The following is a 20,012-nucleotide window of genomic DNA, read 5'->3' on the forward strand; positions in this document are numbered from 1 at the left end:
TCAGCCACTCTTTTTACTTACTAAGGATTCAGGGTGGCTGAATTTTTAACATGAAGGTCTCTTCGGAAAGTCAGTTTTTCTTCTTCCCTACACCCCGGTTCTCTTTTTGTGCCAACGTTATTTTCCCGAAACCTAATTTTTTGAAGTAATTGTCCCGGTAATCGCGGACCGCTTTTGTATCTGATACAGCTTCTATCTGTTGCTCCATTTTCAGAAATTCGGAAAGATCTATGCCCTCAGCTTCCGCCACTGCTTCGTGAATAGTTCGGTGTTTTTCATAGGAAAAAGGAAGTGTCTTTTCTTGCTGTTTATAGATATAAATAATTGTGCGTGCCATATACTTACTTACGGTTAAATGTGTGAACAAAATCAATTACAAATTGACAAATAGCAGGAACATCATTGATGTTCATCTGCTGCAGAGACGTCTCAACCTGACCATCAGAGGCGATAGCGATAATACTGCGGTCATCCGGATAGAGCCAGGGCTTCCCGGTTGCTTTTCTGTGTAATTCTAACTTGGGAAAAGAGAGATTTTTGCATCCTTCCACCAAAATAATATCCAGTTTTGTACAATCAAAACGGCTTAACAGGTACTCAAAACCGGACTCTTTTTCTGGTGTTTCTGTCATCAGAACATGACGCTGCCCGGAGGCCAGCAACACTTGCTCTGCACCCGCTTTGCGCAGCCGATAACTGTCTTTTCCCGGGGTATCTACATCAAAATCATGATGGGCATGTTTTAATATGGCGACCCGTATCCCCTGTTTTTTCAGTTGGGGGAGCAGGGCTTCAAGCAAAGTGGTTTTTCCGGTGCCACTGTAAGCAGCAAATCCAAGAACAGGAAGATCAAATGGCATCATAACTGGTCTGCTTCGTTATTACTTAACTCATCAGGAGTATTCAGATTGATAAATAATGATGGTGAGTCAGAGAAATCAATGTATCTGGTGTCGCACTGTAACAGAAATAACTTCATCTTCCGATCTCCATTTTGTAGAAAAGATTCCAGTTGCGGCAGTATCCGTCTGTTCCACAGACTGAATACAGGCTGTACGATATTGCCATCATAGGCCACCAGAATATCAGCTGGCTTATGTATTTCTGCGCTCATCCTGCTGACAAAGTCTTCTGAAATATATGGACTGTCACAGGGAATAAAGCCAACCCATTCCGTCTCAAGCTGGCTCAGACCAGCATGGATACCTGCCAACGGTCCGTAAAATCCGGGGATTAAGTCTCTGATAACCGGAGCATAATCTGAATAAAACCCGAAATTCCGGTTTGCATTGATAAACACAGGAAACTGCTGCTGTGTGAATGGCTTCAGGGAATGCTCTATCAGAGGACGGGTCTTGTATATCAGTAGTCCTTTGTCTTTTCCTCCCATACGAGAGGCTTGTCCGCCAGCTAGTATTACCCAACTGATCATACTTATGTATCCTTAATCATCAGGTTCCTGCCTGACACTATAACGTGTCCGGGAAGATAAGATTGAATTTTCATCGTGTAAAGTGAAAAAGATACATAAAACACCTTATTTCTACCTACGTGACATAGTTCTTATAACCGAAATAGGCTACTCTGTTTCCATTAAAGGCAAGCATTTCATGTTGTTGAAATATTAGAATGAATCATTTTTCAGGCAAACCCACCAACCGCTACCAGAGTGTTTCAATCCTTATCGTTGATGATGAACCAGGGATGCAACAGATTTTATTTAAAGCGTTGAGTAAAACGTTCTCTAAAGTTGACTGTGCCGGAAGCATAGAGGAAGCAGAGAAGCTACGTAAACAAAGACACTACGATCTGGTTGTTCTGGATATCAATCTGCCTGATCGATCCGGTACAGACTGGCATGAGGTATTCGAATGCCGGGAGCACATTACCGATGTGATTTTTATGACCGGATATGCTGATCTGGATACAGCTGTCAAAGCCCTGAAGCTCGGTGCTGCCGATTTTATTCTGAAACCGTTTAATCTGGAGCAGATGCTGAAAGCCGTTCAGCAATGTCTGGATAAACGAATTGAGAGCCGGCTGAAAGTTGCACTACAACGTGATGTCAAACGACATATTGATAGTACAATTATTGGCGGTTCAGAAAAGACCCGACAAATTGTCCGGACAATTGCGCAATTTGCCCCCTCAAAAGCATCAGTTCTGATTCAGGGAGAATCCGGGACAGGTAAAGAACTTATCGCCAGAGGCTTACATGACGCTAGTGGCAGAAGTGGCCCGTTCGTTCCCGTTAACTGTGGCTCAATGTCTGAATCTTTACTGGAAAGTGAGTTATTCGGTGAATTCGATTCCGTTACCAACAATATCGAAGCAGAAGCAAGGGAAGGATTGTTTCAGATTGCTGACGGAGGAACCCTATTTCTGGATGAAATCAGTGAAATGCCACTGAGTGTTCAGTCTGCGCTGCTCCGGGTTCTGGAAGAGCGGAAGATTCGTCCCGTAGGTTCAAACAGGTTGGTCAATGTGGATATCCGTGTCGTTGCGGCAACGAACAAAAATATCAAGCAAGTAATACAGGAAGGGCGATTCAGGGAAGATCTGTTTTATCGCTTGAATGTATTAGCCATACAGGTTCCTCCGTTGAGAGAAAGAAAAACCGATTTAATCGACCTTGTTCCGTACTTTAATAAAAAACTGGCCGATGAGCTGAGTATGCCATTACTGGAGTGGAGTGAAGAAGATATCCTGACCATGCATCAGTATGAGTGGCCGGGAAATGTCAGAGAGCTCAAGAACTTATTGGAAAGGTGTATCCTTATCGGTAAACCGGTAGCAAAGTACTGGAGAGAGCTGAACTTCGAAAGTTCCCGCTCAGACAGCCGGATATCTGTGACATTGTCACATGGTGCGGTCTCTACAGCGATCTCAGACTTCAATAATAATCATATGGGATATCCAACCGACTGGACGCTGAAAGAAGTAGAAAAAGCCCATATAAAACAGGTTGTAAAATTCTGCGACGGGAATAAAGCAGCAGCGGCGAAAGAATTAGGAGTATCCAGAAAAACGCTGGACAGAAAATACAAAGAGTGGGAATGTCAGGATCGTAACTAATGGGTGAATACTGTACTTCCGGCGGGATCCGGAGAATTGTCTGTAAAATACAGACTAAGGTTCGCTATCGTCTCCTGTTTCTTACTTCAATGCCGGTTTTCATCACTATGCTGGCTCTGGTGATGATCACCATATACTGGGCAACGCATTATACCTGGCAAGATACTCTGAATGACGTTGCTGAACGTTTGAAAACAGCAGAGAACCAGTTTCAGAATCGGCAGAATATGCAGGTGGAAAACCTGTATATGATTGGTGAATCGTATCTATTTCGTCAGGAACTGCTGCATTCTTCCGGAGAAAAAGAACTTAACATCTGGTTACAAGACCATGAGTTCCCTTCACTGCAAAAACATCAGCACATCTTTGATTGTCTGCGCTGGCAATCAGTCAACCGTACTGAAGCCGCATTTTTAACCCATCCTACGGCACGTGTATTCTATCAGGTACTGGAAAGCTCAGAACTTCAGGATTGGTGTGAATCAGCCGTCAGTCAGGCAATTGTCCCTATTCATCAGTCAGGTTCTCAGGAAACCAGGGCATTAGTTAGCCGGGCGTTATATCCGGTTTATGCAGAAGACGGAACCTTACAGGGGTATCTCGACAGCATCCTTTTACTGAATAATAACCAGCAGATTGTCGATGATATCAGAGATCAGGTTTATCCGGAGATCGGCTCTTATTCAACAAAAACAGGCGCTGTGACAATTTTCCTTAATGATTTACGAATAAGTACCAATATTCTGATTGATGACTATAATCCAGAAAGCCGAGCAGTCGGCACCCGGGTGTCACCGATAGTCAGACAAACCGTACTAGAGGATGGTGATTTCTATCTTGACCGGGCATACGTACATAACACCTGGTACGCTTCCGGATATAAACCACTACGGGATCTGAATGACTCTATTATTGGAATGCTGTATGTAGGGCATCAAATCTGGCCTTTACTTGAAGCATATCTTATCAATCTGGGTGAAATTGCCCTGATGATCATATCCGTATTACTGCTCAGTGCTTATATCGTGCATTTCGGAACTCGGGATCTATTTCATCCGATAGAGAAAATTTCCTCTGTCGTACAGGCAATCCAGCAGGGCCAGGATAAAAGGATCGGCGATCTGGCACTTGTTCCCGAACATGAACTGGCTAATTTGGCAAAACAATTCGACCAAATGTTAGATCTGCTTGCCTTTCGTAACCAGCAGATAAAACAGGCGACAGCTGAATTAGAGACTAAAGTCTCGGAACGGACAGCCAGCTTACACGATAAAACAATCCAACTGGAACACCACATAAAGCTACTGAATCAAACCAGAGACAAGCTGATCGTCAGTGAAAAACTTGCTGCTCTCGGTCAATTGACCGCCGGCATCGCGCATGAAATAAACAATCCTGTCGCAGTTATTCTCGGTAATGTTGAGTTAATTCAGATGGAGTTAGGGGATAGAACTCAAGATATTGAGGAAGAACTTGTCGTCATTTTTGAGCAAATTAAGCGGATCAGGAACATTACTCAGAGCCTATTACAATACAGCAGGAGTGGAGCAGACAAAGAATTATTTATCCGGCAGGATATTAACAGCATTGTGGTGGAGAGTATTACACTGGTAAAAACCGGCTCCAAGCGAAAGGATGTTACTTTCTACACAGAATATACCGCGACCGAGTTTATCGAATGCAGCCGTAACCAGTTGCTGCAGGTATTAATAAACTTATTGGTTAATGCCGTACAATCCATGGCTGAAAGAGGAACCATTACTGTCCGGACAGAAAACTGGTATGAAAATTCAGAACTGAAAGGAAGCATTATTCACATTCAGGATGAAGGATGTGGAATCAAAGAGGAGGATCTTTCAAAATTATTTGATCCTTTTTATACAACTAAGCCAGAGGGAACAGGACTCGGTCTGTCGGTTTCACAAGGTTTGCTGCATCGTATCGGCGGAGAGATGCGGGTCAGTTCCGCAAGTGAAAAAGGAACCTGTTTCAGCCTGCACCTACACACAAATGCTCAATTCAGTTAGTTTTGGTGCACTTCTCGTGTTTCACTCTGGTGCAATAAATCCTCATTTTGGTGCATCACCAAAGCGTAACAGACAATAACTGTTCTGGAAATTACACTGAAAGTGAAACATAAAGAAGATACAAAACAATATCTTATATCAATATCTTGGTTTTTTCTCTTTGATTTTATTTTATGGAACGCTATTTGCTATCTGGAGGAAAAATAAATAAGTAACCATTTTGGTTCAACTATGAATCGTGGTGCACAAAAAATGAGCGCGCCCCTAAAGATGGTTCAGACATACTCAAAAATAGCGGAGTAGTATCGAGAATGAGCAATAGTATCAGTCAAGTCCATAGTGCCGTGCAGACGCTGACACAAAGTTCTGACACCCTGTTTCTTCTACTGGGAGCTATCATGGTTTTCCTTATGCATGCCGGTTTTGCTTTCCTTGAAGTAGGTACGGTGCGAAAGAAGAATCAAGTGAATGCCTTGGTAAAAATCCTTGCCGATTTTGGTGTTTCTGCAGTTGCCTACTTTTTTATTGGTTACTGGGTCGCTTACGATGCCAACTTTTTTTCAAGTGCAGAAACGCTGTCAGCAGGTAATGGCTATGAACTGGTTAAATTCTTCTTTCTGTTGACGTTTGCAGCAGCTATCCCAGCCATTGTCTCCGGTGGTATTGCAGAAAGAGCCCGATTTTATCCAATTCTCCTGGCAACAATGTTTACCGTCGGTTTCGTATATCCTTTTTTCGAAGGGATCATATGGAATGGAAACTTTGGTATTCAGGCGTGGTTTACCGCGACATTTGGTGCCGGGTTCCATGATTTTGCCGGATCAGTCGTCGTACATGCCGTTGGTGGGTGGATTGCTCTGATTGCCGTTACATTTCTTGGTATGCGCAAAGGGCGTATCCGTGCAGGAAAACATACTAACTTTGCTCCGTCAAACATCCCGTTTCTGGCTCTCGGTGCCTGGATTTTATGCGTAGGGTGGTTTGGCTTTAACGTAATGTCTGCCCAGACACTGAATGGTATTAGTGGACTAGTTGCCATGAATTCTCTGATGGCAATGGTCGGTGGTATACTTGCCTCTCTGATTGCCGGTAAAAATGACCCGGGCTTTATCCATAATGGCCCGCTGGCCGGGCTGGTGGCTGTTTGTGCAGGCTCTGACCTTATGCATCCTCTTGGTGCTTTGGTAACCGGTGCAATTGCTGGAGCCGGTTTTGTATGGCTGTTCACATTGCTGCAAAATAAAACCAAAATTGATGATGTTCTGGGTGTTTGGCCTCTGCATGGTGTATGTGGAGCGTGGGGGGGGATTGCCGCCGGTATTTTTGGTCAAACCACTTTCGGAGGTCTGGGCGGGATAAGTTTTACCGTTCAGCTGCTTGGCACTGTGCTGGGTATTGTCATTGCACTATCCGGGGCTGCTATCGTGTATGGAACACTGAATAAAGTAACCGGGCTAAGATTGTCAGAAGAGGATGAGTTTAATGGTGCAGATCTGGCAATCCACAAAATCAGCTCGGTTAACGAAGAGTAGTTTTTCTGATGAAAAATAGTTTTACGCTCTGATTCAGAGAAGAAGGCAGACATATTTGTCTGCCTTCTTCTTTTTAAAAATAAGGACAAGTTATTCTAATAATTCACTGACTAATTTAGGCACTTCGATACTTGCTTTACCATAGCGTTTTTCTGCAAATTCACTTTCTACAGCACTGGGCTCAAGATTAATTTCAATCGTATGTGCTCCATAAAACTTTGCATTATGCACAAGGCCTGCCGCCGGATAAACAACCCCGGATGTACCAATAGAAATAAAGAGATCAGCCTGTTCTATCACAGCATAAATGTCATCCATTCTCAGGGGCATTTCTCCAAACCAGACGATGTGTGGCCGCATTTGTGCAGGTACCTGACAGCATGTACACAAATCGCCGGTGCAAAGATCTACTGTCTGTTCCACAACCTGACCAGATCTGCAACAGCGAGCTTTCAGCAACTCACCATGCATATGAATAACCTGTTTGCTTCCGCCGAGTTCGTGCAGGTTATCAATGTTCTGGGTAATGACGGTAACGTTTCCTTCAAAATTTTGTTCCAGCTTCCCTAGAGCTATATGCGCAGCATTCGGCTTTATAGATTCGTCCTGAAGTGCTCTTCTGCGTTGATTATAAAAGTCCTGAACCAGATCCGGATTGGAGGAAAATCCTTCAGGTGTAGCAACATCTTCAATACGGTGATTTTCCCACAAACCATCATGCGCACGAAAAGTCTGGATTCCTGATTCTGCCGAAATTCCGGCACCGGTTAAAATAACAATATTTCTGTATGGAAAATGCATTTTGTTCTTCCTCTATGAGAGGGTATATACCTCACATCTGACACTGTAACTCAAAGGTGCTTGTTCAGTAAAAACAGATTAATAATATCAAGGTAAAAAAAAGATGACACTCCCGACAGAGGCCATCTCCTTTTAGTTCTGTGATTAATGCTTCGTTAGTGACTGACTTTCAGTTTCTGGAAGTATTCTTCATAAAGGGTAGCGGCTTCACCCACCTCATCTTGCCAGAAGCCGGAATCCATCACGTCCTGTGGCGGAAAAACCGAAGGATCGTCAGCAAATTCTTTTGGCAGCAGCGGATAAGCTGACTTTACCGGTGTCGGATAACCAATCTCAACGGCAATTTTAGCTGCATTTTCTGGACGTAGCAGGAAATCAATCATCTTATGTGCGGCATCGGTATTAACCGCTCCAGATGGAATTGCCAGGCTGTCCATCCAGAAAATAGTTCCTTTTTCAGGCCAGATAATCTCGATATTGGCACCTTCAGTACGAGCCATATAGGCAGAACCATTCCAAAGCATGCCAAGAGAAGTTTCACCTGCCAGATATGGATTGGCCGGAAAATCTGAATTGAAGACGAGTACATTCGGCATCAGCTTCTTCAGTTCTTCATAAGCCGCTTTGATTTCATCCGGATCCGTCGTATTGGTTGAATAGCCAAGACGAACCAGAGCAATGTGGAAAAATTCCCGGGCATCGTCCATCATCATCAGTTGACCTTCCCACTTCGTATCCCAGAAGTCGTTCCAGCTTTTCACTGAACCTGAATCCAGCATATCAGAATTAATCCCAATACCGGTTGCACCCCATATATAAGGAATAGAGTAACGGTTATCCGGATCAAAAGATTTATTCAGATAGTTGGGGTCTAAATCTTTAAAATGATTCAGTTTTGTTTTTTCGATCTCCTGCAGCATACCTTCTTTGCGCATTTTGGATACAAAATAAGTAGAAGGGACCACAAGATCATAACCTTCACCCTGTGTTTTCAGCTTGGCATACATGGTTTCGTTCGACTCGTAAGTCGAGTAGATAACCTTGATACCTGTCTCACTGGTGAATTCTTCCAGAATTGAATTTGGAATATATTCTGACCAATTGTAGAAATAAAGTTCTTCATCTGCCGCAAGAGCAGATGTTGAGAGGGCAGTAGTGCATAAGGCACAAGAGAGAACCTTAGTCCATTTTTTCATCATAATTTCCACTAAGACGATTAATAACTATATCCTGTTGATAACTATATTCTTCTGAGCTCAACTGAATCCGATATATTCTGAGGTTACTTCGGTACATTTTTCAATGCAATATTATTTGGCTGCCTGTGCATGAATTTTCTCTCGAGTGAGCCACTGAGACAAAACAACAAGAACAAGGGAGATTCCCAGCATAATAGTTGCCAGAGCGTTGACTTCCGGCGATATACCGACCTTAACCATTGAGTATATTTTCAAAGGTAAAATTTCATAGGTCGGACCGGTTACAAACGAACTGATAATGACGTCATCCAGTGAAAGAGTAAAACTCAATAGCCATCCGGCAGCAACCGCCGGCTTAGCCAGGGGAAAAATAATTCTCCGCAGAATAATCCATTCACTGGCCCCCAGATCTTTGGCAGCCTCCAGCATCTTAACATCAAATCCGTTTAATCGGCTGTATACCGTAACCACAACAAAAGGTAGACAGAAAGTAATATGAGAGACAAACAGAGTGAAAAAACCTAACCCGGCACCTAATACCAAAAACAGCGCCAGTAATGAGATAGCCATAACGATGTCCGGTGACATCATTACCACAAACAGTAAACCGTTTACCAGAGCTTTCCCCTTAAAACGGTAACGAAACAGGGCTACAGCTGCCAGACTGCCGATCAGGGTTGCTGCTGTAGCAGAGAACACAGCAATATTCAGAGAGTGCCAGGCCGCCTGCATCAGACTATCATTGTTGACCAGTTCGCTATACCACTTTGCAGTAAAGCCATCCCACTTCATACCAAACTTATTCGCATTAAATGAGTTGGCTATCAGCACGATAATCGGCAGGTAGAGAAAAATATAAACAATACTGGTGAAACTAAAATTGACAACTCTTCTCATGATTCAAACTCCGCTTTGCGATTCAGGAGTTTTCCTGCCCGATAGTAAGCATAAAGCATGATCGCCATCAATATCGTCATCGCAATACTGGTTGCCGCACCAAATGGCCAATCCCGGGCATTCAGAACCTGACTTTTAATAACATTGCCGATCAGCAGATTCTTGGCTCCGCCAAGTAAATCAGAAACGTAAAACATTCCCAGAGCAGGAAGCAATACCAGCAAACAACCACCTATGACACCTGGCATCGTCAAAGGAAAAATCACTTTAATAAAAGTTTGTATCTTTCCGGCCCCCAGATCACGGGCAGCTTCTATATAGGTTTTATCCAGTTTTTCAATTGCAGAATAGAGTGGCAGGATCATAAAAGGCAACAAAATATATACCAGACCGATCATAACTGCCGTTTCTGTATACATAATCCTGAGAGGCTTATCGATAATATCCAGAGCCAGCAGGCTACTATTTACAATGCCTCTTGTGCCCAGAACAATTTTTAATCCATAGGTTCGGATCAGAGAGTTTGTCCAGAAAGGGACTATAACCAAAAACAGCATCACTGGTCGCCACTTCTCCGGCATTTTGGCAACGATATAGGCAAACGGATAGCCGATCAACAGACACAGCAAGGTTGCAATAAGCGCCATATACAAAGAATGCCATAGTACCTGAGCATATAACGGATCCAGCAGGCGGGAATAATTTTCCAGCGTCAGGGTGAGTTCGATAAGGTCAGATTCACTTCTGGTCAGAAAGCTGGTTCCGATGATCATCAGATTCGGCAGAAATACAAACACAATCAACCAGCCAACAATCAGGCTGATAATGCTATTCTGCAAGCTTATCTTTTTGCTCATTTTTTCAATACCACTTCCCAACTTTCAACCCAGCTCACAGCGACTTTCTGCCCCAGAGAGTGATCAACATCGGGATCATCTTCATTAAAGAATTCGCTGACCATAATCCTGTCACCACATTCAAGTTCAAGAACAGAATCCAGAGTCATACCCTTATAGGTTCTTTCCACTACATGCCCGACAATGCCTTTCTGTTCAGTCTCTTTGATCTCTTCAATTCTGAGATCTTCCGGACGCAATAATACCTGCAATTCATCTCCGACATTAACCGGTGTATCGTAGTAGACGACGGCTTCACTATCACCTATCATGACTAAAATACGTTTTTCATCTAACCGTTTCACGGTAGTGGCATCAAATACATTGATTTCCCCAATAAAACGGGCAACAAAAAGGTTTTTGGGCTCTTCATAAATTTCTTTTGGTGACCCATCCTGCTCAATCACACCGTCCCGCATTACAATAATACGGTCAGACATAGAAAGAGCTTCTTCTTGATCATGAGTAACAAAAATAAAGGTGATACCCAACTGTCTCTGAAGCTGTTTCAGCTCTATCTGCATCTGTTTTCTGAGTTTGTAATCAAGGGCAGAAAGAGACTCATCCAACAGCAGAACTTTTGGCTTATTCACCACAGCCCGGGCAATAGCAACACGTTGCTGCTGCCCACCTGAAAGTTGTTGTGGCTTACGCTGCGCCATTTCTTCCAGGCGAACCATTTTCAACGCATCAAGTACCCGTGATTCGATATCAGAAACGGGGACATTCTGCATTCGCAGCCCAAAAGCGACGTTGTCAAAGACGGTCATATGTGGAAATAAAGCATAACTCTGAAATACGGTATTTACAGAACGATGCTCTGGGGGAGTATTGGTGACGTTGTCACCAGCAAGAACGATTGCACCTTTATCGGCTTGTTCAAAACCTGCGATCATCCTCAAAACAGTTGTCTTACCACAGCCAGAAGGGCCCAGAATAGTGAGAAATTCACCGTGATTAACGTTCAGATTTAAGTTACTGATGATCTCTTTTCCATCAAAACTTTTCGTTACCCCTTGTATCTGTACAACCGGTATCTCTGATGCTTGCTTTTCCAATGTCTGATTGTCTCCACCATCGGAGGACATACGAGGCTTCCCGCATGCCCATGACCATATTGTTATTTGCACTATTTCACCAGAAAGAAAAGCTTCTGGATAGCTTTTTATTGCTGATTTCAGGCGAATAAAAAATAAAGGTCAGCAAAACCTTCCACAGTGTGTAACAATTTAACTGTAGCAGCCGGTTTTCATCGTTACACACAGCTATGAAAGACAGGCTCACCTTAGTATAATCAACGGAATTTTTATATTAGATACGTAGTTATGACGCATAGCATTGAAAAAAGCTTTATTTTAGGTGGTTCCATTGAAACTGCATTGTCCGGAAAATACGAGCTAAACCCCATAGCTATTTTCAGAGAAGCCATAAAACATACCTTAAAGCATTTTGCTTCGTTTATGCCTTCGATCGTTATCTTAGTACTGGTGCAAGTGAGTATTTTTTATATCGCACTTCAGTTACAAGTTGGTGATCCTATCACATTATTATTCAACATAATGGCACAACCGGAGAGTCTGAATACCGGTGTTCTTAATGCCATTATGATCGCCAATTTCAGCTATGAAGTTATCAGTGCTCCAATTTATGCCGGAATTTGTCTGATGGGTATGAGTCATGCCGCCGGTTTAAAAACGAAACCGAAACATATACTCAAAGGCCTGCAGTTTACAGTACCTGTTATTCTGGCCACAATGATGGCTCTTATCGGTCAGGGAGTAGCCGGACAGCTCTTTTTTGCTCTGTCACTTTACCTGACCGTCGCTTTCAGTAATTCCACGCTTCTGATTTGTGAAAAACGCATTGCCCCAATATCAGCACTTTTACTATCACTTCGCGCAGTGAATAAGAAGCTCATTCCACTGATTACAATCTACCTTGTTATCATGGCCTTATTTGCGTTTTCAACCTTTTTCTACGGCATTCCGATGCTTTTTGTTCTGCCACTTTACTTTCATGTAAAAGGCATTATCTATCGCAATATGTTCGGTATCACACTGAAAATCATTACGACGGATAATGATGACTCCGAACATGGTCCGGAAAACACGGAAAACACCCCGACATCAACACATTCTGACAATAAGGATTCTGATATTTTCAATGCATAAAGTTGTAGCAAAGTTGTTTGAAAATACCCGGTTATCCGGCCTGATAAATTTACAAACTACTCATCCCATACAGAACCGGTATAAACTCAGTATTGCTTTGGTATTGTCCATAGCCCTGATAAGCTGTGTTTATCACACCACGAATCAATCTGAATCAAAGGAAGATATTCTGGTGATTCCGTCTTTAGTTACATTAGGCAAAAAGCCTGATTTTGGTGCTATCCTCGATATAACAGAGAAGAAACGAGCATTTTTTGCTTATCTCGTTCCCGGGATTAAGGCTGAAAATCAACGAATTCTTAACGAACGACATTATATTTCCGGTATACAAGAAAGTCTCACGGTTAACCAACTAACAGAGTCGCAGCTAAAATCGGCCGAAAAACTGGCTAAATTATATCAGTTGCCCCTGCATAAAGGTAACGTGACTCAGAATTGGCTGAATGAGATGAAAAAACGAGTCAATGTATTGCCCGAAACTCTGGTACTGACTCAGGCAGCGAATGAATCCGCATGGGGGACATCCCGATTTGCGCAAAAGGGAAATAACTATTTTGGCCAGTGGTGTTATCAGAAAGGCTGTGGACTGATTCCTCTGCAGAGAAACGATAGTGCAACACACGAAGTGGCAAAATTTCCTTCAGCAGCAGAGTCTATTCATCGTTATTTTATGAATGTGAACCGCAATCAGGCCTATTCAGAACTACGAAATATCCGGGCAAATATTGCAGAACAGGGCGGGGATCTTCTAAGCAGTGATTCTGCAACACAGTTGGCTAATGGGTTAATACGGTATTCAGAACGAGGGCAGGACTACGTTGATGATTTGCAGGCAATGATTAGGCATAACGACGAGTTCTGGCAGCAATAGAATTTTATTCCAAAATGCGTATAATCCACGCCCTGTAAAAATCCGTCAGGAAGTCAATGATCGACACCGTCGAAATATGAGAAGTCGTAATGAAGCAGAAAGATACCCGTAAAGAGACCTTAGAATACAACAAACTCCAAAAACGCCTGCGGAGAAACGTTGGTAATGCCATTATTGATTACAATATGATTGAAGAAAATGATGTTGTAATGGCATGTATCAGTGGGGGCAAAGACTCATTTGCCATGCTGGATATTCTACTAAATCTGCAAAAAGCAGCACCGATTAAGTTTGATATTGTTGCTGTAAATCTTGATCAGAAACAACCCGGATTTCCTGAACATATCCTGCCGGAATACTTCGACAGCCTGAATATCCCATACTATATCGTGGATAAAGATACCTATTCCGTCGTTAAAGAGAAAATACAGGAAGGTAAAACTACATGTGGCTTATGTTCCCGGCTACGTCGTGGTACTTTATACTCTTTTGCCGAAAAAATAGGAGCCACTAAAATAGCTCTCGGTCACCATCTTGATGATATTGTCGAGACCTTGTTTCTGAATATGTTCCATGGTTCACGAATGAAAGCAATGCCACCAAAGCTGCGTTCTGATGATGGCCGGAATATCGTCATTCGCCCACTGACATACTGCAGAGAAAAAGATCTTATACGCTATGCTGAATATAAGGCTTTCCCGGTTATCCCATGTAATCTGTGCGGATCTCAGGAAAATCTTCAGCGTCAGGCCATTAAGGCTATGCTACTTGAATGGGATAAGAAAACTCCAGGAAGGGTAGAGAGTATTTTTAAATCACTGCAAAATGTTAGCCCAAGCCAGTTAGCTGACAAAGAACTGTTCGATTTTGTTGATCTTCCGTTAGACAGAGAAGGTAACCGAGCTGAATATCAATTTTCAGAGGCGGTTGTCTCTTCCACCAATATTGATGAATCTATGTTTATTGATGTTGCCAATATCTAAAAAAATCCCCGTTTCCGGGGATTTTTCATAAAATACGCTTAATTGCTCTGGTTAGGATCCAGAGGGCTGATATAGCCTTTAGGTTTTAATGCCAGTACATCACAATTGATCTTATCAATCACATGTTCGGCAGTGTTGCCGATAAATACCGCGGATAATCCTGTACGTCCGGTTGTTCCTAAAATCACAAGCCCGGCATCCAGCTCTTTTGCCAGTTGAGGAACCACATCCTCAGGCAAGCCTTGTTCGACCCGGGTCTGCTCTTCTGCAATTTCATGTTTTTGCCTCAGAGCTTTCATTGTTTTTAGGTGATGGCTACGTACCGCATCAGTATAAGTTGCAGGATCAAATTCCGGCAGCTCGATAGTGATATTTGCAGGAGTAACAGGATAGCAGTTAATCAGATACGGTTTAGCATCCAGACGAATACACAGACTTTTTAACTGCTCAACCATTGCATCATTCAGTTCCTGGTGGGTCGGATTCTCAGACCCCACATGCACGGAAGCAAGAATATTGCCATTTTCCGGCCAGTCGTGGTTTTTCACCAGCAGGACCGGACATGGACACTTCCGCAGTAAGTGCCAGTCAGTTGGGGTAAAAATAACTGATTCAAGCACGTCATGTTTACGAGTTGCTTTCAATAAAACATCATGAGAGCCCTCAAATACTTCACTGATAATGGCTTCATACGGCCGATTATGCCATACCACTTTCACATCAAAATCAATGGAGTCATTAATATAAGGTTCAGCGACTTCTTTCATCCATGCTTCTCTCTGATGAATCACACCTTTCCGCATGGCATTTCTTTCATCACTGGACAACATAGATGTCATTTCATAAGAGAAATCATAGATAGATAAAAAGAAAGTGATGTGGCTTTTACAGGCACTTTTTCGGGAAAGTTGAACCGCTCTGGCCAGAGCTGGCTGTGCTTCGTTGTTAACATCGGCGATGACGAGGATCTTGCTGTATATACTCATAATAACTCCTTTTTTATGGAGCAGAACCAAAGAGTTAACTTGATCTACTGTTGTAAATGTAGCGCATCTGGAAAAAATATATTAGAAAAAAATAGCTTAGAGGGGAAGAAACATGAAGTGGCTCATTAATGAGCCACTTTTTGCAAAATAAAAGGAAGAAGAGGAAAAAGTCTGCTACTGAGCTGGCGAAATCCCTGCTAACTGTTTTAATGCCTGATGATCGAGAATAGTAATGTATTTACCTTTTACACTCAGAATATCGGACTTCTGAAAACGACCGAGTAACCGGCTTATGGTTTCGACAGTCAGCCCTAAATAATTACCAATATCCCCTCGGGTCATCGTTAAACGAAACTCTCTCGGGCTAAAACCTCTCTGAGAAAAGCGAGTAGAAAGGTTATAAAGAAAAGCAGCAAGCCTTTCTTCTGCATTTTTCTTTGATAGCAGCAGGATCATGTCCTGATCACCTTTAATTTCACTGCTCATCAAACGCATAATCTGCTGCCGAAGCTTTGGCATTTTTCCTGAAAGGTCATCCAGAATTTCGTAAGGAATTTCACAAACCATTGAAGTTTCCAGAGCCTGAGCAAAAGAAGGATGCAAGTTGGAGTTGATGGCATCGAACCCAACTAAATCACCAGCCAGATGGAATGCAGTAATCTGTTCATCTCCCTGCTCAGTTATCGTATAGCTTTTAATCGTCCCGGAACGAATGGCATAAAGCGATTTCAGCTCATCCCCGGCTTTAAACAACTCCTGTCCTTTCTGAATCGGCTTTTTTCTTTCAATAATCTGATCGAGCTGATCCAGTTCGGTATCATTTAGCGTAAAGGGAATACAAAGCTGAGAGATGCTGCAATCCTGACAGTGAATAGCACAACCACCTGATTGAATTCTCTTTGTTACTATAGTTTTTTCAGAAATCATAACTTCCAGACTGCTAATTTGATATACATCAATATTCTAGCATTGACGATAGTTAAAAGGTAGTTAAAAAAAGCCTTGTTAAACAAGTGGATATATAAGTTTTTAGGAAATATGACATAAATTTGAATTTCAGACCTTCCTTGTAAAGACCCTAGCATCCCCCACCAATAGGCAACAAGGTTTATATGAATGGTTATTTTGCAAAATAACGCATATTTAGGCACATAAATACTTACGCTTTATTTCATTGTAAGATATAACCTAACAATAACTTATACAAAATACCTATATAAATATGCAACTGGCTTCCGCCTTTTCAAAGAACACAGATATCAATGATGCGATTATTTCGCTTAAGTCACAGTTCTCTGAAACCATCAAACCCTCATTTATGGTTTGTTATTACACAGAAAATTATGATGCAAAAGTATTGTCGCTGGCTCTGCGTAAAGCATTTCCCGGCGTTAACTTCCATGGATGTAGTTCCTGCCGGGGAGTAATGACGGATAAAGGCTACCATCTTGCACCGGCCATCGCACTGCTTGCTATTGAAGACACTGGTTCATCAGCATATGGAACTGCATTAACTACATTCAGATCAAAATCAGATATGACAACCATCAATATTGTTGAATGTACCAATCAATTGGTAGAAGAAGCGATAGAGAAAGCCGATAGAAGAGGGGAATTACCCAGTCTTCTGCTCTTACACGCCTCTGTCGGTTATGAAGAATTGATTATTGAAACAATAAAAAATAAATTTGGTTTTCATATTCCCCTAATTGGTGGAAGTGCTGCAGATAACGGCAGTTTCGAGCGTTGCTCGTTTCTGACCGAACAAGGTACGGCTCAGGTAGGTATATCTGTGTCGGTATTTTATCCTTCAACCGCAATATCAACATATTTCAGCAGCGGATATCTACCGACGGAGATGCATGGAATTGCAACTAAAGTAGAAGGCAGAACCCTGTATGAAATAGATCATCAGCCTGCTTTGGATACTTATCAGAAATGGATATATGAGTGTTCGGGAGAATACCGGACAGGACGTTATCTATTTGACCAAACGATGGCTTATCCTCTGGGTAGAATAGTTGGTTATCTGTACGATAAGCCATTTTATAAGTTATCACATCTCAGAAAAGCAACGGCAGATGGAGGAATCCATGTATTCTCTGACATTAAAGAAGGGGATCATCTTTATCTGATGCAGGGCTCTTCAGAGTTGTTAGTAAAACGTTCCAGCAGAGTCGTTGAAGCAGCCAAAAACGAAAATATATTTAATTCACCTCTAAATGGAGGGATAAATATCTTCTGTGCCGGTTCCATGGTATTAGTGAAAGATAGAATGGATGAGGTATACGAGTTACTACGTATCGCTTATGAAAAGAAACCATTCATCTGTCCTTTTACATTCGGTGAACAGGGACGGTTCATTAACGAAGAAAACGTACATGGTAATCTTATGGCCTCAACTGCCTTGTTCTATGCTAATGCTGTAGAAAGTTAAATCACAACTGGTATCAATATGGATATACTTGAGCAAGAATCACTTCAGGAAGCTTTGCAGGAACTTCGTCGTAGTACAGAAAGAGAACGCCGGCTGGCAGAAGAAAATCAGGCCATTCTGACTACAATCTCAGCGATTAGTAATGCCAATAACCGGCAACAAATTTTTAATGAGCTTCTGAACGTACTCAGAAAATATATCTGTTTTGATGATGCTCTCGTCTTAATGAAAACAGACAGAAAAGAACCGTTTTCAACTCTTCTAAGTACAAATAATACTTATGACGGCATTTTCTGGGAAGAAGAAAGTAAGTTTACCCGAGCATTGCAAGGTGAGTGCATCCTGCTGTATGAACCCAGAAAGTTTGATGAATTCAGCCATCTTGAGGATAGCCTCCGGATGCAACTTGAAAGTGCCCTAATCATAGGGATAAGTACGGAAATTAGTCAGTCTCTTATTATTCTAATCAGTAAAGAAAAGGGACAGATCACCATCAAGTCCAAAAATATTCTGCAGAGATTTCGTCCACTTATCGAACGGGCTGTTATCGATATTGATCATAAAGAGAGATTACAGTCTCTGGTTATGGCTCGTACAGAAGAATTATTGCAAAACAGACAACGGTTTCACGATTTTGCCAATAGCGTCGGAGACTGGCTATGGGAAACCGACGCAGAACTTAACTTTACCTATTACGGCAATGATAATATTGATTTCCTGACCATTAAAAATAATAACCTGAAGGATACTCTTTGTTCCTGCACCTGTGATTGTAATGTACGCAACAATCTGACTGAGATTATTGCTGCCATTGAAAACAGGGATGCTTTCAGAGAACAGGAAATATGCATTGGTAATAATAGCCAATGGCTAAGTATCAGTGGCAGAACATACTATTCAGATGGTGGTGATTTTCTTGGCTATCGAGGTTCGGCAAAAGATATTACTGCTAAAATAAAGCAATTATCTGATCTGAAGAAAGCACAACAGGAAGCTCTGGAAGCAAGCCGAGCCAAATCTGAATTTCTGGCTATGATGAGCCATGAAATAAGAACACCACTGAATACCGTTTTGGGGTTACTTGATGTTCTGCAACATGCCCCCGTCGTTCACGAGCAGCATATCTTGCAGAAAATGGAATTATCAGCAGAATTATTACTGGCTATTATCAGTGATATTCTGGATCTTTCACGTATAGAGTCCGGACATTTTTCTTTAGATAATCAACACAGTCAGTTGAAAGAGCTTATTACCAACAGTGTTCAGCATCATCTACCATATGCACAGAAAAAACATATCTGGCTGGAAACACTGTTTACAGATGATATTCCAGACACTATCTGGATTGATCCAACCCGATTGTCACAAATTTTATTCAATCTTGTCGGTAATGCTGTCAAATTTACCGCAGAAGGAAAAGTCTGCATTCGGGTTCATCAGGAAGACATGAAGCAGTTGTATATTGAGGTTCATGATACAGGCATAGGTATAGCCCAGCATACTATCAGTACGCTTTTCCAACCGTTCAAACAAGCTGATGGTACGATTACACGAAAATTTGGCGGTACAGGGCTCGGACTGACAATTACAAAAAAGCTCCTTGATTTAATGGGTGGCACTATCAAGGTAAATAGCATTGAAGGGAAGGGAAGCAACTTTATCGTCACAATACCAATCATAGCCCCAAATCAATCACCATATTCTCTTCAGCAAGAAGTCCGCAATGAAAAAATAACCTCCAAACAAATTTTGGTAGCAGAAGATAATAAAACCAATCAAATGGTCATCAAACTTATGCTGAATAAACTAGGGCATAAAGTAATCCTCGCGAATAATGGTCAGGAAGCGTTGGATATACTGCTCAAGGAAGAGAAGAATATTGACCTGGTGTTTATGGATATGTCTATGCCAGTATTGGACGGTTTATCTGCAACCAGAAAAATACGTTCAGCAGGAATAACATTACCCGTTATTGCTCTAACAGCTCATGCCATGGAAACCGATAAATACGACTGTCTGGAAGCCGGTATGAATGCATTTATAACAAAACCTATCCGAGCAAAGGAATTAGAAAAGATCATTAATACACGCTCTGGTTATTCAAACCGTTAACACTTAAATAGAACGAGTAATCGAA

At 42.0% G+C, this 20,012-nt stretch carries 17 protein-coding genes and 1 pseudogene; 8 read left to right on the forward strand and 10 right to left on the reverse strand.

The features are described 5' to 3' along the window. Positions 1-70 precede the first annotated feature (70 nt). From CSW98_RS02030 to mobA, 3 genes and pseudogenes are all read right to left on the reverse strand, one after another. Positions 71-337 carry a DUF2960 domain-containing protein gene (locus CSW98_RS02030; protein WP_100798772.1) on the reverse strand — a complete coding sequence of 89 codons (267 nt, stop codon included), beginning with the start codon at positions 335-337 and terminating at the stop codon, positions 71-73. A 13-nt stretch (positions 338-350) separates the two neighbouring features. Further along, positions 351-863: pseudogene (mobB, locus tag CSW98_RS02035) on the reverse strand (molybdopterin-guanine dinucleotide biosynthesis protein B); the annotation flags it as partial. Further along, positions 860-1,432, reverse strand: coding sequence for a molybdenum cofactor guanylyltransferase MobA (gene mobA / locus CSW98_RS02040; protein WP_100798774.1), 573 nt, complete (start codon positions 1,430-1,432; stop codon positions 860-862). The gene mobA and the pseudogene mobB, both read right to left, overlap by 4 nt. Positions 1,433-1,629: 197 nt before the next feature. On the opposite strand from mobA, the gene CSW98_RS02045 reads away from it, so the two are divergent. The 3 genes from CSW98_RS02045 (at position 1,630) to CSW98_RS02055 (ending at position 6,634) form a co-directional block, all read left to right on the forward strand. Further along, positions 1,630-3,075 carry a sigma-54-dependent transcriptional regulator gene (locus tag CSW98_RS02045; protein WP_100798775.1) on the forward strand — a complete coding sequence of 482 codons (1,446 nt, stop codon included), beginning with the start codon at positions 1,630-1,632 and terminating at the stop codon, positions 3,073-3,075. After that, positions 3,075-5,102: a sensor histidine kinase gene (locus CSW98_RS02050; RefSeq protein ID WP_100798776.1), complete on the forward strand. Its 2,028-nt coding sequence runs from the start codon at positions 3,075-3,077 to the stop codon at positions 5,100-5,102. The genes CSW98_RS02045 and CSW98_RS02050 overlap by 1 nt, the downstream gene beginning before the upstream one ends. Before the next feature lie 311 nt (positions 5,103-5,413). Continuing rightward, positions 5,414-6,634: an ammonium transporter gene (locus tag CSW98_RS02055; protein ID WP_100798777.1), complete on the forward strand. Its 1,221-nt coding sequence runs from the start codon at positions 5,414-5,416 to the stop codon at positions 6,632-6,634. A 90-nt stretch (positions 6,635-6,724) separates the two neighbouring features. Here CSW98_RS02055 and cobB read toward each other — a convergent pair whose 3' ends face one another. From cobB to potA, 5 genes are all read right to left on the reverse strand, one after another. Next, positions 6,725-7,435 (reverse strand): Sir2 family NAD+-dependent deacetylase, encoded by a 711-nt coding sequence (gene cobB, locus CSW98_RS02060; RefSeq protein ID WP_100798778.1) that lies wholly within the window; start codon positions 7,433-7,435, stop codon positions 6,725-6,727. A 155-nt stretch (positions 7,436-7,590) separates the two neighbouring features. Beyond that, a complete protein-coding gene (locus tag CSW98_RS02065) occupies positions 7,591-8,631 on the reverse strand; it encodes an extracellular solute-binding protein (RefSeq protein ID WP_100799146.1) in 1,041 nt (346 codons plus the stop codon). A gap of 114 nt (positions 8,632-8,745) precedes the next feature. Beyond that, positions 8,746-9,531 (reverse strand): spermidine/putrescine ABC transporter permease PotC, encoded by a 786-nt coding sequence (gene potC, locus CSW98_RS02070; RefSeq protein WP_100798779.1) that lies wholly within the window; start codon positions 9,529-9,531, stop codon positions 8,746-8,748. Next, positions 9,528-10,388 carry a spermidine/putrescine ABC transporter permease PotB gene (potB, locus tag CSW98_RS02075; protein ID WP_100798780.1) on the reverse strand — a complete coding sequence of 287 codons (861 nt, stop codon included), beginning with the start codon at positions 10,386-10,388 and terminating at the stop codon, positions 9,528-9,530. The genes potC and potB overlap by 4 nt, the downstream gene beginning before the upstream one ends. Beyond that, a complete protein-coding gene (gene potA / locus CSW98_RS02080; protein ID WP_100798781.1) occupies positions 10,385-11,515 on the reverse strand; it encodes a spermidine/putrescine ABC transporter ATP-binding protein PotA in 1,131 nt (376 codons plus the stop codon). The genes potB and potA overlap by 4 nt, the downstream gene beginning before the upstream one ends. A gap of 237 nt (positions 11,516-11,752) precedes the next feature. On the opposite strand from potA, the gene CSW98_RS02085 reads away from it, so the two are divergent. The 3 genes from CSW98_RS02085 to ttcA all read left to right on the forward strand — a co-directional run bounded on the left by CSW98_RS02085 (position 11,753) and on the right by ttcA (position 14,452). Continuing rightward, positions 11,753-12,598, forward strand: a complete 846-nt coding sequence (locus tag CSW98_RS02085; protein WP_100798782.1) for a DUF2189 domain-containing protein — start codon at positions 11,753-11,755, stop codon at positions 12,596-12,598. Continuing rightward, positions 12,591-13,469: a glucosaminidase domain-containing protein gene (locus tag CSW98_RS02090; RefSeq protein WP_100798783.1), complete on the forward strand. Its 879-nt coding sequence runs from the start codon at positions 12,591-12,593 to the stop codon at positions 13,467-13,469. The genes CSW98_RS02085 and CSW98_RS02090 overlap by 8 nt, the downstream gene beginning before the upstream one ends. Before the next feature lie 89 nt (positions 13,470-13,558). Then, on the forward strand, positions 13,559-14,452 hold the full coding sequence (gene ttcA / locus CSW98_RS02095) for a tRNA 2-thiocytidine(32) synthetase TtcA (protein WP_100798784.1): 894 nt from the start codon (positions 13,559-13,561) through the stop codon (positions 14,450-14,452). Positions 14,453-14,490: 38 nt separating this feature from the next. On the opposite strand, the gene uspE is transcribed toward ttcA, so the two are convergent. Continuing rightward, positions 14,491-15,438: a universal stress protein UspE gene (uspE, locus tag CSW98_RS02100; RefSeq protein WP_100798785.1), complete on the reverse strand. Its 948-nt coding sequence runs from the start codon at positions 15,436-15,438 to the stop codon at positions 14,491-14,493. Between the two features lie 174 nt (positions 15,439-15,612). After that, positions 15,613-16,365, reverse strand: a complete 753-nt coding sequence (gene fnr / locus CSW98_RS02105) for a fumarate/nitrate reduction transcriptional regulator Fnr (protein WP_100798786.1) — start codon at positions 16,363-16,365, stop codon at positions 15,613-15,615. A 295-nt stretch (positions 16,366-16,660) separates the two neighbouring features. On the opposite strand from fnr, the gene CSW98_RS02110 reads away from it, so the two are divergent. Both CSW98_RS02110 and CSW98_RS02115 read left to right on the forward strand, forming a co-directional pair. Next, a complete protein-coding gene (locus CSW98_RS02110; RefSeq protein ID WP_100798787.1) occupies positions 16,661-17,875 on the forward strand; it encodes an FIST signal transduction protein in 1,215 nt (404 codons plus the stop codon). A gap of 18 nt (positions 17,876-17,893) precedes the next feature. Beyond that, positions 17,894-19,987: an ATP-binding protein gene (locus CSW98_RS02115; RefSeq protein WP_100798788.1), complete on the forward strand. Its 2,094-nt coding sequence runs from the start codon at positions 17,894-17,896 to the stop codon at positions 19,985-19,987. Positions 19,988-20,012 lie beyond the last annotated feature (25 nt).

This window comes from Vibrio sp. HA2012 (assembly GCF_002812955.1).
Classification (GTDB): domain Bacteria; phylum Pseudomonadota; class Gammaproteobacteria; order Enterobacterales; family Vibrionaceae; genus Vibrio.

Excerpts from the sequence above, each read along its gene's own strand:
- CSW98_RS02045 (WP_100798775.1), top strand. The coding sequence starts at position 1,630 with ATGAATCATTTTTCAGGCAAACCCACCAACCGCTACCAGAGTGTTTCA.
- potC (WP_100798779.1), bottom strand. The coding sequence starts at position 9,531 with ATGAGAAGAGTTGTCAATTTTAGTTTCACCAGTATTGTTTATATTTTT.
- CSW98_RS02065 (WP_100799146.1), bottom strand. The coding sequence starts at position 8,631 with ATGAAAAAATGGACTAAGGTTCTCTCTTGTGCCTTATGCACTACTGCC.
- CSW98_RS02030 (WP_100798772.1), bottom strand. The coding sequence starts at position 337 with ATGGCACGCACAATTATTTATATCTATAAACAGCAAGAAAAGACACTT.
- mobA (WP_100798774.1), bottom strand. The coding sequence starts at position 1,432 with ATGATCAGTTGGGTAATACTAGCTGGCGGACAAGCCTCTCGTATGGGA.
- fnr (WP_100798786.1), bottom strand. The coding sequence starts at position 16,365 with ATGATTTCTGAAAAAACTATAGTAACAAAGAGAATTCAATCAGGTGGT.
- CSW98_RS02050 (WP_100798776.1), top strand. The coding sequence starts at position 3,075 with ATGGGTGAATACTGTACTTCCGGCGGGATCCGGAGAATTGTCTGTAAA.
- potB (WP_100798780.1), bottom strand. The coding sequence starts at position 10,388 with ATGAGCAAAAAGATAAGCTTGCAGAATAGCATTATCAGCCTGATTGTT.
- cobB (WP_100798778.1), bottom strand. The coding sequence starts at position 7,435 with ATGCATTTTCCATACAGAAATATTGTTATTTTAACCGGTGCCGGAATT.
- CSW98_RS02085 (WP_100798782.1), top strand. The coding sequence starts at position 11,753 with ATGACGCATAGCATTGAAAAAAGCTTTATTTTAGGTGGTTCCATTGAA.
- potA (WP_100798781.1), bottom strand. The coding sequence starts at position 11,515 with ATGTCCTCCGATGGTGGAGACAATCAGACATTGGAAAAGCAAGCATCA.
- uspE (WP_100798785.1), bottom strand. The coding sequence starts at position 15,438 with ATGAGTATATACAGCAAGATCCTCGTCATCGCCGATGTTAACAACGAA.
- CSW98_RS02090 (WP_100798783.1), top strand. The coding sequence starts at position 12,591 with ATGCATAAAGTTGTAGCAAAGTTGTTTGAAAATACCCGGTTATCCGGC.
- CSW98_RS02110 (WP_100798787.1), top strand. The coding sequence starts at position 16,661 with ATGCAACTGGCTTCCGCCTTTTCAAAGAACACAGATATCAATGATGCG.
- ttcA (WP_100798784.1), top strand. The coding sequence starts at position 13,559 with ATGAAGCAGAAAGATACCCGTAAAGAGACCTTAGAATACAACAAACTC.
- CSW98_RS02055 (WP_100798777.1), top strand. The coding sequence starts at position 5,414 with ATGAGCAATAGTATCAGTCAAGTCCATAGTGCCGTGCAGACGCTGACA.
- CSW98_RS02115 (WP_100798788.1), top strand. The coding sequence starts at position 17,894 with ATGGATATACTTGAGCAAGAATCACTTCAGGAAGCTTTGCAGGAACTT.